The 12,381-nt window shown below is 30.8% G+C and carries 14 protein-coding genes; 2 read left to right on the top strand and 12 right to left on the bottom strand.

All coding sequences use genetic code 11. The features are described 5' to 3' along the window. Window positions 1-206: 206 nt before the first annotated feature. Complete coding sequence (locus CPG45_RS18240; protein WP_157732446.1) at window positions 207-302, top strand: transposase; 96 nt, start codon at window positions 207-209, stop codon at window positions 300-302. A gap of 244 nt (window positions 303-546) precedes the next feature. Here the strand turns inward: CPG45_RS18240 and CPG45_RS11885 are convergent, their stop codons facing one another. The 8 genes from CPG45_RS11885 to CPG45_RS11850 all read right to left on the bottom strand — a co-directional run bounded on the left by CPG45_RS11885 (window position 547) and on the right by CPG45_RS11850 (window position 7,485). Then, window positions 547-1,563, bottom strand: coding sequence for a CehA/McbA family metallohydrolase (locus CPG45_RS11885; RefSeq protein WP_157732394.1), 1,017 nt, complete (start codon window positions 1,561-1,563; stop codon window positions 547-549). Then, complete coding sequence (locus CPG45_RS11880; RefSeq protein WP_096232147.1) at window positions 1,550-2,020, bottom strand: hypothetical protein; 471 nt, start codon at window positions 2,018-2,020, stop codon at window positions 1,550-1,552. The genes CPG45_RS11885 and CPG45_RS11880 overlap by 14 nt, the downstream gene beginning before the upstream one ends. A 51-nt stretch (window positions 2,021-2,071) precedes the next feature. Further along, complete coding sequence (locus CPG45_RS11875) at window positions 2,072-2,968, bottom strand: hypothetical protein (protein WP_096232146.1); 897 nt, start codon at window positions 2,966-2,968, stop codon at window positions 2,072-2,074. A 40-nt stretch (window positions 2,969-3,008) separates the two neighbouring features. Continuing rightward, entirely contained in the window at window positions 3,009-3,857 is an 849-nt protein-coding gene (locus CPG45_RS11870) for an ABC transporter permease (protein WP_197702805.1), read from the bottom strand. A 74-nt stretch (window positions 3,858-3,931) separates the two neighbouring features. Further along, window positions 3,932-5,101 (bottom strand): extracellular solute-binding protein, encoded by a 1,170-nt coding sequence (locus CPG45_RS11865; RefSeq protein WP_096232144.1) that lies wholly within the window; start codon window positions 5,099-5,101, stop codon window positions 3,932-3,934. A gap of 24 nt (window positions 5,102-5,125) precedes the next feature. Further along, window positions 5,126-6,115: an ABC transporter ATP-binding protein gene (locus CPG45_RS11860; protein ID WP_096232143.1), complete on the bottom strand. Its 990-nt coding sequence runs from the start codon at window positions 6,113-6,115 to the stop codon at window positions 5,126-5,128. 32 nt (window positions 6,116-6,147) lie between these two features. Further along, window positions 6,148-6,987 carry an ABC transporter permease gene (locus tag CPG45_RS11855; protein ID WP_197702804.1) on the bottom strand — a complete coding sequence of 280 codons (840 nt, stop codon included), beginning with the start codon at window positions 6,985-6,987 and terminating at the stop codon, window positions 6,148-6,150. 6 nt (window positions 6,988-6,993) lie between these two features. Beyond that, the gene (locus CPG45_RS11850) at window positions 6,994-7,485 is read right to left on the bottom strand and encodes a glycerophosphodiester phosphodiesterase (RefSeq protein WP_096232142.1); all 492 of its coding nucleotides are present in this window, start codon (window positions 7,483-7,485) and stop codon (window positions 6,994-6,996) included. Window positions 7,486-7,622: 137 nt separating this feature from the next. Between CPG45_RS11850 and CPG45_RS11845 the strand changes: the two genes are divergently transcribed. After that, entirely contained in the window at window positions 7,623-9,278 is a 1,656-nt protein-coding gene (locus tag CPG45_RS11845) for a transposase (RefSeq protein WP_096231385.1), read from the top strand. Window positions 9,279-9,289: 11 nt separating this feature from the next. Here CPG45_RS11845 and CPG45_RS11840 read toward each other — a convergent pair whose 3' ends face one another. The 4 genes from CPG45_RS11840 to CPG45_RS11825 all read right to left on the bottom strand — a co-directional run bounded on the left by CPG45_RS11840 (window position 9,290) and on the right by CPG45_RS11825 (window position 12,381). Beyond that, on the bottom strand, window positions 9,290-9,475 hold the full coding sequence (locus CPG45_RS11840; RefSeq protein ID WP_096232141.1) for a hypothetical protein: 186 nt from the start codon (window positions 9,473-9,475) through the stop codon (window positions 9,290-9,292). Between the two features lie 71 nt (window positions 9,476-9,546). Then, window positions 9,547-10,545 (bottom strand): LacI family DNA-binding transcriptional regulator, encoded by a 999-nt coding sequence (locus CPG45_RS11835; RefSeq protein ID WP_096232140.1) that lies wholly within the window; start codon window positions 10,543-10,545, stop codon window positions 9,547-9,549. 384 nt (window positions 10,546-10,929) lie between these two features. After that, window positions 10,930-11,583, bottom strand: a complete 654-nt coding sequence (locus CPG45_RS11830; RefSeq protein ID WP_096232139.1) for a nitroreductase family protein — start codon at window positions 11,581-11,583, stop codon at window positions 10,930-10,932. A 51-nt stretch (window positions 11,584-11,634) separates the two neighbouring features. After that, complete coding sequence (locus CPG45_RS11825) at window positions 11,635-12,381, bottom strand: cysteine hydrolase family protein (protein ID WP_096232138.1); 747 nt, start codon at window positions 12,379-12,381, stop codon at window positions 11,635-11,637.

Raw genomic sequence — 12,381 nt, 5'->3', positions numbered from 1 at the left:
CCCCTCTTTCTCGAATATAAAATATATATAATTCCATTATTTACTTTCTACATAAGTATAGCTTTCCTTCATCGACTAACCACATAAAAACACTATACATTATTTACTGATTAATACAATATCCCACGCTAGCTCTTATATTTCTTAGGCATGTTCAATTATATTCTATCAATATTACAGAATAATTACAATAACATAGTGTAGTAATATACGTTGCCATTGGGATTGATGAAAAAGGCTATCGTGAGATTATAGGTTTTTATGTTAGAGGTAAAGAAAGTGCAATTACAAGATTAATATAATCGTGTAAATTCATAAACCGGCTTCATATAGCATATAGTAATCATGCCGGTTATGAATATAAATATGTCATAATATTTTGATATCTTAAATTTACTATCAATATTATCAATTAATTACTTTTTTAGACAATAATTTGGTTACTAAAAAAAGTTACACAAAACTCTTATACTATTACTATTGTTTCATCTAAACGCCCATATAGCTTATTTTTATTATATCTGATATTTTTGGCTAAATTCATCTTTAAATTTTAAATTTAAAATATATTGGATTAGTAAATGCAATCATAACATGCGTTCCATACATAATACCAAATAATTCTGCTCGCATCCATAATAACTTTCTAGGTATATCTAATTCATAAATAAGTTCTCCACTTCTATTTTTAATTTTATTTTCATTTAAATAACCTAAATTACTATTTAATTTAACTTTTAATGAATCATATTCAATTTCCCAGTGATTTGTCTTAACAGACAGATCAATATTGATTTTAATCCCAAGTCTCTCGCTATCATTTAATAAATATACTATATCACCAATACACCATTCCATATTTTGATTAATCGAAAAAATATTAAATGTCAGTAAAGGTCCCATTGACACAATTACAGAACCATTCCGTAAAGATTCTATTATTTTTTCTCCATTTCTTAGTTCGTTTCCCGAATTCTTAATATATGTTGACGCAATCGGATCATTTTTTGATTCATAATAATGTAAATCTAAACCAGATACAGCAGTAATTTTATATCCTTGGTTAAGTAAATCTGTCCATAATCTAAAAGCCCTCAAATTATCTCTTTTATTAGAAGGGAAAGTCCTCGACCAGACCTCTAAATAATCAATCTCGGACCAATTATCAATTACATATTTCCAATAGCACCCCGTACACATTGGAAAACCAGGACGGAATGGATGTGCAATTCCTACGATACCATCTTCACTATGTATTTCCTTTATTCTACTTATAAGATTTGATGCGGTTAAATCTCTCCAGTCAACATAATGATTAATTCCAAGTACAAGCATATGACCAAAAAATGTCGTTAATTCTATACCACGAATTATTGAAATACCACTTTTAGATTCAGTTTCTTTAATTTCTTTAAACCCAGAATTAGTGTTATGATCAGTTAGTGCAAATCCATTTAACCCTAATCTTTTTATATACTCAGCAAGCTCTATAAGACTTAGTTTACCATCGCTATGAATTGTATGTGTATGTAATTCAAAAGGAACCCATTCATTCAAATTCATCATTACCTTCCCAAATAAACAATTTATATTTGCAAAAATCCGTAACTATAGCATGTAAACTCAGCGTTATAAAAAAATATCCAGCCGGTATTGAGCCTTGAATTAATCCCGGTGACGCACTTTTATTAGATATAAATAATTTCTGTACATTATCTTGCCGATGTGCACATCCTCTAAATCCATTTTTATCATCAAATGACAGGGTAATCAAATTTTTTAATGGTAGATAATTTCCTAGATTCTCTTTATAATAAACCATATCTTCTTCATTCACATAATTCTTTAATGCTTTTTTAATAATTTTCATACTTTCTTCCGCGTTATCCAACTCTTTTGGATTATAAGAAAATTCAATAATCAATTTCTTACACACCATAGGTAAATACAATTTATAGGTTATATGAGTTTTAATACATAAAGGTGTCACAATTGATTCAGTTTTATAAATTAAATTCATCGTTATATCACCTAACATAGTTTTGTTTTTAAACATATTTAATTTATAAATTTAAAATGGCCAATCATATTTTGGCGCAAAATTGTATGGAAGAAAATATTGTTGAATTATTGGATTAGACCACCTATATTTAATATACATTTTTTTATTCTTTAAATAATCGTAAGTATATATTGGCTTATTAAAAGTTGTATAATCTTCAAAACTGCCTTTAAAACATTCCGGCCATCTTTGTTTTATCGGATGTTTTTTCATTCTTCCACCATTTGATAAATCGCGATATGTATTTTTAAGAAAATCGGATAATTTGATGCCCATATCATTTATAATGATGTTTTCCCATCCATCAATTATTGAACCATGTATCCCCCATTCAATATAAATACTTGGATGTCCTTCATCTCTATTTGCTTTATCAATAGCTTCTTGTGATGATAGTATATGACTATGATAAAAAGTCCAAACTCCATCAACAAGCTTTGTCTTAACATCATATGATACCCAAATTTCTTCATGGTCACATGGTTCATAATCATCCGGGTAATTATAGTCATCATCCCAGAATAAATGATATGCTATTAAAGGTTTTTCTGGATGGTGTATAGCAATTATATCTTTAAGATTAAAATATTCATTTTTTGTTGTATAAAGAATAGGAGCATATTTAAGCATCATGTTAATATCATACTCATTTGGCACTTTTGCCGGTTCCATCTCTAATACTTTTTTATAATACAAACCAGCCTTGAGTAAATCCTTTTTTATATGAAATGCTTCTCCTATTCTCACCAACGGAGCGGGATCATTAGGATATGATAACGCTAATAAATTATTTATCAATATACTCAAATCGCAAATATCCATATCTTCCAATTTATCCCACGTTTCACTTTTTACAAGTTTTTTTATTAGATCTGGATATTCGTGTTTCATCATCTCTTTTAACATAATCATCATCCTTATATTTAATAAGATTTTAAACTGTAAATTACTCTTGGATATTCCATTTATCTTCTTTCATTATTGAATATATATAAAAAGCACCAACTATCGAGCAAATAATAAACATGAAGACAGATATCGCTGCTGCTTTTTGTAAATTATAAAATGCACCAAATTCCTGATATAGTGATACACCTAGCATAATAGGTGAATTTGATCCCATCAAAAATGGTGTTGTAAATGATCCTACATTGCTCATAAATACAAATGTGATTGCGACTAAAGCAGATTTCGCGGTTAAAGGTAATATTATTCTTCTAAATATTTCTACTTTACTTGCGCCAACATCTCTGGCACTTTCAATTATAGAATTTGGAATGCTAGATAGTGCTGCACTGATTATTATTGTAGCAAATGGAATATTAAACCATAAATTCATTAGTATAATTCCTTGTGGAGTATACATTAAACTTGGTTTAAAATGAATACCGAATATAAGTAAAAGCCTGTTAATAGCACCCGCATCATTAATAACTCCCATCATAGCATATACTGCGACAATTCCGGGAATAAACTTTGGAATTAAGTAAAGTTTACCTATTGCATTTGAAAACCAACTTTTACAAAATCTTAAATACATAGCCATCAGATATGCGAAGATTATTGTAAAAATAACTGTAATTATGACAATATTCAAAGTATATATTATATTATTTACTGAACTTCTATCAGAGAATAAATGAACATAATTTTCTAAAGAATATTTTCCATCTTTTGACTGAAAACTTAGCAATACTGATTGAATAATGGGTATTGTAATTACAACGATTATGATAAAAATTGATGGTAAAACGAGTCCTATTCCAATAAATTTATTAACAATATTCTTTTTCAAATTAAACCACCTTCTTTTTACAAAACATCGAGTCGACATTAAATGCCGACACGATGTTTTTAATAAATGGATTCTTAATTAAGTGTAGCAATCTCGCTTTGCCATTTCTTCTGTGCTTCACCATCGAGCGCACCTATGGTATATGTCCTCAATTTTTTAATATCAAGACCAGAAAGCATATCAAGTGTATCTTTAGAGAGTAATGACGTTTTTATTACTGGAATGGCTTTCATCTTTTCTACGAAAATCTTTTGCCCTTCAGGTGATGCTACAAAATTGAGTAATTTGTATGCAGCTTCTTTATTTTTAGACATGCTTGGAATAACAAGTGTTTGAATTCCACCTGTAAAAGGAGGGTCAATTTGTGCTAATTTTATTGATTTAGGTAGCAATCCGCGTGATTTTTGATCAAGAGTCATATCTGCCCATGCTGGAATCATATCTACTTCCCCATTGGCAAGCAAATCAAGTGTCCCCTGATTCTTCTTCGGATACTGTACTTTTCCGGATGCTTTATACATAAATGGATGTAATTCTTTTAGAAGATCAAATCCCGGTTTCCATTGGTCTTCCCACTTTTTATCATCTGAAGTCAATGCTTCTTCAGGAAGTTTATTATATATGGCAGTTATTAAAAATGAATCACCTGCACCGCCTGTTGTAGGATCATTGTATGCAAATCTTCCCGGATGTTTTTTTATCCAATCATACAATTCATCGGCAGTTTTTGGGGGGTTTTGTACTTTATCTGAATTATATGCTAGTAATACCGTAGTACCACGAAAAGCCATAGCCTTGTCTCCGCTAATAGTCGACTTTTGTACAATATTCTTCATATTTGGAATCTTATCAGTTGAAAGAGTAGTTAATGCGTCTTTTCTAGTTTCATTGAATATCCTTATTAAATCATTATCACTTGTTTCTAATATATCAATATCTGTTTCTTTTTGTCCTGCTTTTATTGCAGATATCAGCTTGTCAACACCTCCTACGCCGCCTGTGCCTGATGCTAAATATTGCAACTTTACATCTATATCAGGATTTTTATCTTTAAATGCTTTTAAAACTGCTTCCCAAGTAGCACGTACATTATCAGAACCACCTGTATAAAGATTTATGGTCGACTTAGTATTTCTACTTGAATTATTATTCGTCGCAGTATTTTTTGAACCACAACCGCTTACTAAAATAGATAATGCTGTAAAAATTGATATTAGAATTAACAATATCTTTCTGTTAATCATGATTTATCCTCCTTTTTTATATTATTATTTATTTTTATAAATACAATGCCTTCCTATAGATAGACTCACATAATCGCCAATTTTATATGTTTCTGTATTTTCCCTTGGTAAAAAGGTCTTAATAATACCCTTTTGAGTTTCTACATTCATTTCAACAAAATGTCCTAGCACCATTATTGTACTAATTTTACCATCAATTTCTCCTTCACCATACTTGTTAACGCTGACGTTTTCTGGTCGTACTGCAATAATGTCATTGGAATCATTGCCCGAAATAAAGTTCATGCTACCAATAAACTCAGCTACAAATTTATTTACGGGTTTGTCATAAACTTCCGCAGGCGTGCCAATTTGCTCTATTACGCCTTTATTCATAACAACAATCCTATCTGATATAGCCATAGCTTCTTCCTGATCATGTGTCACAAAGACAACTGTTATATTTAATTCATTCTGAATTCTTTTAAGTTCTTCTCTCATCTGTGCTCTTATTTTTGCATCAAGGGCTGAAAATGGTTCATCTAAAAGAAGAAGTGATGGTTTAATTAGCAATGCTCTAGCAATTGCTACCCTTTGTTGTTGACCTCCAGATAATTGCGATGGATATTTCTTTTCCATGCCTTCCATTTTAACAAGCCTCAATGCATTAGATACCTCTTCTTTAATCCTCTGTTTTGTATGCTTTCTTAAACGAAGTCCAAATGCAAGATTTTCAAAAACCGTCATGTGAGGCCAAAGATTATAATTCTGAAACACCATAGCAGTAGGTCTTTTTTCTGGTGGATATTTCCCAATATCAATATTGTCAAGTATAACAGTTCCTGAGTCATTCTCAAGAAAACCACCAATAATCCTTAAAATTGTTGTCTTACCACATCCAGAAGGACCAAGGATAGTAACTAGTTCACCTTCGTAAATTTCCAAATTTATATGTTCTACCCCATCACCATTTTCGTATTTTTTAGTTATATCCTTTAGTATAAGTTTAGGACCGTTTCCTTTTATTTCTGTCATTATTTTTTCCTCCATTATCTTAACAAAAAAACTTATTTTATTTTAAACCCTTCTGCCAGTATGTTTGTACCAAAATACTTGATAAGAATAAATAGAAGAATTATTGTCGGTATAACAAGGATAAGTGAAAATACCGCTCCAGCTGTCGCTGGATAATCAAATATTACCGAATACATGACTACTGGAATTGTCTTATAATTAGGTACGCCGACTAATAAAGTTCCTTGTGCTTCTTCCAATGATTCTAGAAATGTAAAAATCGAAGCAACTAATATACCAGGCATTGCTATTGGAAGAGTAACATGCATAAACGTTTGAAATGGTGAAGCACCAATATCTCTTGCTGCTTCCTCTTGTTGTCTATGAACATTTTTGAATGAACCCGCAGGTATCCATGTCATATACATCATTGTATTTATTAAATGAATTATTATAACCCCTAAAAAGGTACCCATAAGGTTGAGTTTATAAAATAGTATGCCTATTGTAACATATAGACCTATTTTAGGAAAAGCATTTGTTACTAGAAACGAGAAAAGAAACAGTCTTCTAAAAGGGAATTTGAATCTTGCAAATGAATAGGCTGCGGGAACACATATTATTATTGATATTAATGTTGTCGTAATAGCTACTACAAATGACAAAATCATTGAACTTACAAGATTATCTTGTGATAAAACAAACTGCCACCACTTCAACGATAATGCAGATGGAAAGAAATTTGGATATTGATATTCATCTGAAAAAGCTAACATAATTACATTCATCAATGGTCCAAAGAAAAACAAAAGAAAAATTGTAAATGCAATAAATTCTAAAAATCTCTTCTTTCCTAGTGCGTAATAAAATCCTTTTATACTAAATAATCTCAATCAATATCACTCCTGAGTGCTATTAGAATCCAAATATAGATTCTCTTCTTTTAAAATCTTAGCAACCAAATCAACCTTATTTGTAGTAATATTATCAACACCATATTCTATCATTCTAAAGATATCATTAATGTTATCAACGGTCCACACAGACAGTTTTTTATTTACATTATGTATGTATTCAACCAGCTTAGGAGTAACAAGATGATAGTCAATATTAATACCAAGTACATCCAAATTGTTTATCATTTTTATTTGTTCAATAATGTAATCCTTGTTAGTTCTATTAAATAAGTTAAGATCAATATTTAAAAAGTATGGAATATCAATGTGTTTTTCAAGGACTTGTCCAACTAAATCATATGAAATCCCGGTTAAAAACACTCTATTATTCATTCCAGTCTTATATAAAAGCTCTTTCAAATATATAATGCCTTCAATTTCTTTTATATCAAGGTTAATTTTTATATTATTAAACTCTTTTACAATTTTAAGCACTTCTTCAAGCCTTATGATATGTTTTCTTATTTTAAATTTTGATTAAGGTGTCAAAAGTATTTTTCCTTCATGATAAACTAAAAATATGGTAAAATAGAAATACAAACAAAAGGAAATAGAAGGAGCGATACATAGCCATGGCATTCAAACCAAACGAATATCAACAAATCACAATTGATGATAGATTCTTAAACTTGGATGAAAGAACAAAAACGTTTGTTTTAAATTCATGGGCAAAAGGCTTTGCTGAAATCATATTTCCAGCAATCAATGAGAAACGCTTTTCCGTATTGTACAGTGACAATCCCGCTTCTCGTCCAAACAGTCCTGTAAACGCAATAATTGGAGCCCTAATACTAAAAGAAATGTTTAATCTCACAGATGACGAACTATTAGCAAGCATCCTATGTGATGTCCGTTTCCAATACGCCCTTCACACTACAAGCTTCAAAAGTCAACCTTTCAGTGATAGGACTTTTAGCCGTTTTCGTGAAAGGCTATATCTTTACAATCTAGAAACAGGAAGAGACCTTCTTCATGAAGAAATGGAAGCCATGGCAAACGTATTTGTAAAATACTTTAATATAAATCCATCAGTAAAAAGAATGGACAGCATTATGGTATCATCCAGTTGCAAAAAAATGTCCAGATTAGAAATACTATACACATGCGTAGCAAATATGGTCAAGGCAGTATACAAAACAGGAGAATATCAACACCTCAAAAACATGGAACACTACCTAGATGAAGACGACAGAAACAAAACAATCTATCATAGAAAAAACGAAGAAATAACAAAAAGACTTCAAGAAATAATTGAAGATGCCTATACACTAATAAAAGAATTAGGAGAAGCATACGCTGAATTACCAGAATATCAGCTATTACAGCGTGTACTAAAAGAACAAACAGAAATAACAGAAGAAGGCAAGATAGTACCAGTAGAAAAAGAAAAAATAAGCCCTGATAGTCTTCAAAACCCAAGCGACCCAGATGCAACATATCGCAAAAAAGCAGGAAAAGACCATAAAGGCTATGTAGCTAACATAGTAGAAACAATAGACGAAAAAGGCTCCATAATAACCAGCTATGACTATGATGTAAACACACACAGCGATAGCAGCTTTTGCAAAGAAACAATAGAAAAGCTAGGGAAACAAGAAAAAGAAATAACAATAATAGCAGATGGAGCTTACAGCAGCATTGAAAACATAGAACTTGCAGATAAAAACAATATCGAACTAATAACAACAGCTCTTATAGGGAAATTGCCAGATGAAATACAAAGCGAATTTGAATTAGATGAAACGACCCATGAAATAATCAAATGCCCAAGAGGAGAAAAACCATACAAAACAAGATACTATGAAAAAACAGGATTATATAGAGCATCCTTCAATAAAAAAACATGTGAACATTGTCCACTAAGAGAAAAATGTGGAGCGAAGCTACAAAAGAAATCGGCATATGTACTGATAACAGCAAAAACAATACAAAGAGCAAGCTATTTGAAAAAGATGTCAACAGAAGAATACAGTGTACTTCAAAAGATAAGAAATGGAGTGGAGGGTATTCCATCAATACTAAGGCGCAAATATTATGTAGATGTGATACCTGTAAGGGGATTAGTGCGCTCAAAAATCTGGTTTTCATTCAAAATAGGAGCCATAAATGCAAAAAAAATACTGAAAATGGCAGCGGAGATGGCTGCAACTTTGTATAAAAATATCAAAATCAAATTTATTCTTACAAAATCAGGTAAAAATCAAGCAAAGTTATCATTAGCAGCTTAAAAAAATGCTTCTTATGACACTTGAATCAATTTTAACTTATTATGACTCAATATGGGTATACAATTATTTATAAATCTTATGTCTACTTCGACTATATTTGCACCAGCATTTATTCCAGCAACTATTGATTCCAAACTGTCTCTTTTTGTATTCATGCATCCAGCATGAGCCGTAATGTATATTTTCTTTTTCTCCATCTTTTGTAAGCTCCATTATTTATTTTAATTTATAAATCTTTCAATTTAACTTAAACACCGCAATAAGAAATTTATGTGGAATTTCTAATAACTATTTTAGCAGGTATAACAGTGCATTCATCAATATAATTACAATCATTCATCATTGTATAAAGCTTTTTCATTGCTATAGAACCAATTTTTATTTTATCTACATGAACCGTTGATAATGATGGTACTGTATATTGGGACATATAAATGTCGTCAAAACCCATAACAGCGATATCATTTGGAATTTTTAATCCTGCGGAATTAAATACTTGTAAAGCACCGATTGCCATCATATCATTGCTGGCAAAAATAGCATCTGGCATATTTTTCGATTGGAGTATTTTCATAGCTCCATCAATCCCACATTCAGCTGTAGAATCACTAATGTATAAATTATGCTGGTTAATTCTTAATCCATTTTCATGTAATGCTGCCTGAAAACCATCCAATCGCCTCTTGTAACTCATGTGTTCAATAGGGCCTGATAAATAAGCTATATTTATATATCCTTTTTGTATCAAATGTATTGCAGCATCATATGCACCATTATAATCATCATTTATTACGTTTGTTGCATCCTCTACGTTGGTTGAGTTATTTATTAGCACATACGGTACTTCTGTTTTTTTTATAATATTTATCAGTTCCAGAGTTATATAACCTATCAGAATGAATCCGTCAACCCTATATTGAATCAAATGATTTAAGGACATATTGTTTATTTCATCATCAGCCATCATTATCATACTATAGCCTTCCATTTTAGCTTCTTTAGCAATTGACTCAATTATTTCACCATAAAAAGGATGCGATAAAAAAGGTTTATTTTTTCTGTAAATAACAACGCCTATTATACCTGTCTTTTTTGTTATCATAGCTCTTGCTAACCTATTTGGCTGGTAATTTAACTTTTTGGCTGCTTCTAAAATTTTTTGTTTTGTAGCAGCTTTGCAACTCCCACCCAATAGTACTCTAGATACAGTAGATTTAGAAACACCTGATAATCTTGCAATATCAATTATTGTTGATATTTTAGTCACCTACTTCTATTTAGGAACGTTCCCATTTTTATGTCGCTAAGTTTATTTTAATAGTTATTTGTTAAATTAGTTTTAAGATAATGTTAAATAATATTAAAATTGTGTTAATACTTTGTAAAATATGATACAAACTGTAAATCCAAATATTATTCCATCGCCACGTTATGGTGATAATAAGTAAATTCATAAACCGGCTTCATATAGCATATAGTAATCATGCCGGTTATGAATAAAAATATGTCATAATATTTTGATATCTTAAATTTACTATCAATATTATCAATTAATTACTTTTTTAGACAATAATTTGGTTACTAAAAAAGTCTTTCTATAATTTATAGAAAGACTTTATATCTTGGTGCAAGTAATTACATTTAGCAAATACTATTTAATGAATTCAAGAACTTCTTCAAGCGGTCTCATTTTTTTAGGCCTTGGCTCATAATCTGGGTATCCCGCAGCGATAAGTGCTATAAAGTCAAGGTCATCTGGTAAATTGATTAACATTTCTATATCTGATTTCGCTTGAACAGGTCCTGTCATCCATACGCTGCCTATGCCGTTTGTATGCAAACCTAATAAAAGATATGAAATAGCAGCTGATATAGATTGTATCCTTGAAGCACATAATTCTCTCGCTTCAAACATTTTATTTGCTTCAATATCCTTGTCCTTTCTCGCCCTTAATATTTTATCTGCCGCTGAAGAATATTTGCCAACAGCAGAGGCAATCAAAACGGGAGCATATCTAAAAAATGATGAGTTTTTTTTCCATCTTTCAATAGATTCTACATATTCATCAGCTTCCGGCCATTCAGCCATCATATCCGTCTTTTCCTGAACACTATCAGCAATTTTTGTAATCAATTCTCTATTTTTAATAACATAAAACTTCCACATCTGATGGTTTCCACCACTTGGTGCATATGTAGCAATATCAATACATTTTCTTAATATTTCATCTGGCACTTCTTTATCTTGCCACTTTCTTATTGAGCGTCTTGTTCTAATAATTTCCGCAAGTTCATCAAAATCCATCTGATTGCATTCCTTCCTTTAAATTACATAATTAATTTCCAGTTTATTATATTACTCTTCTAATAATTCTTTTACTATATTTATCCCATTAAGCTTCATATGATATAGAAACATAGTATGTGTCAAATCACCGTCATGTGGAATAATTTTAAGCCTTTCAGCTGTCTTGACACTAATATCATATGTCTCTACACAATTTTCGGGTACGAAAATACTAATTTTTAAATCATTTGCATTTGCTAACATCTTTAATGAAATAGCTGTTTCATATACGCACAAATCTGTGCAATCACCAACGACAATAAATGTCGACTTTCCTTCTTTGAGCATGCCAATTATTTTTTTCAAAAAGGAATTTCCACCTTCTAATTCGCCACCAAAAAATACATTTAATGAATTTTTTTCATATATTATCGGTTCCCCTTTTATTATCTCTCTTAATTCTTCAACAATACTGCTTTCTTCTGTACCTTCAACGCAATGTTTAGGATAATCAGCAAATTCCATAGCATTTGCCGTATGAGTGTCATTTATAAAAAATACATTTTTTATGCCCATTCTGTATGATGCATTAATTAAATTCTTAATTGGTTCAATTATACCCCCAACTCTTGGACTTGATAGTGCACCACTTTTGCAAAATCCATTTACCATGTCAACAACAAGTAGTGATACATTATCGACACCACCGGCATCCTTTATAAGCGAACTTAGTTTCATTTCATCGAGATTGCCATAAAAATCAAATAAGTAATTCAAAAATGGCCTTGTATTGTACAAAAAACTATCAAAATTCAT

The sequence above is a fragment of the Thermoanaerobacterium sp. RBIITD genome (assembly GCF_900205865.1).
In the GTDB taxonomy this organism is placed as follows: Bacteria; Bacillota; Thermoanaerobacteria; order Thermoanaerobacterales; family Thermoanaerobacteraceae; genus Thermoanaerobacterium.
This window is presented reverse-complemented; position numbering and strand designations above follow the sequence as displayed.

What these genes read in the sequence shown, in the direction of transcription:
- CPG45_RS11885 (WP_157732394.1), bottom strand. Translation starts at nt 1,563, where the DNA reads ATGAATTTGAATGAATGGGTTCCTTTTGAATTACATACACATACAATT.
- CPG45_RS11880 (WP_096232147.1), bottom strand. Translation starts at nt 2,020, where the DNA reads ATGAATTTAATTTATAAAACTGAATCAATTGTGACACCTTTATGTATT.
- CPG45_RS11875 (WP_096232146.1), bottom strand. Translation starts at nt 2,968, where the DNA reads ATGTTAAAAGAGATGATGAAACACGAATATCCAGATCTAATAAAAAAA.
- CPG45_RS11865 (WP_096232144.1), bottom strand. Translation starts at nt 5,101, where the DNA reads ATGATTAACAGAAAGATATTGTTAATTCTAATATCAATTTTTACAGCA.
- CPG45_RS11860 (WP_096232143.1), bottom strand. Translation starts at nt 6,115, where the DNA reads ATGACAGAAATAAAAGGAAACGGTCCTAAACTTATACTAAAGGATATA.
- CPG45_RS11845 (WP_096231385.1), top strand. Translation starts at nt 7,623, where the DNA reads ATGGCATTCAAACCAAACGAATATCAACAAATCACAATTGATGATAGA.
- CPG45_RS11840 (WP_096232141.1), bottom strand. Translation starts at nt 9,475, where the DNA reads ATGGAGAAAAAGAAAATATACATTACGGCTCATGCTGGATGCATGAAT.
- CPG45_RS11830 (WP_096232139.1), bottom strand. Translation starts at nt 11,583, where the DNA reads ATGGATTTTGATGAACTTGCGGAAATTATTAGAACAAGACGCTCAATA.
- CPG45_RS11825 (WP_096232138.1), bottom strand. Translation starts at nt 12,381, where the DNA reads ATGAATTTTGATAGTTTTTTGTACAATACAAGGCCATTTTTGAATTAC.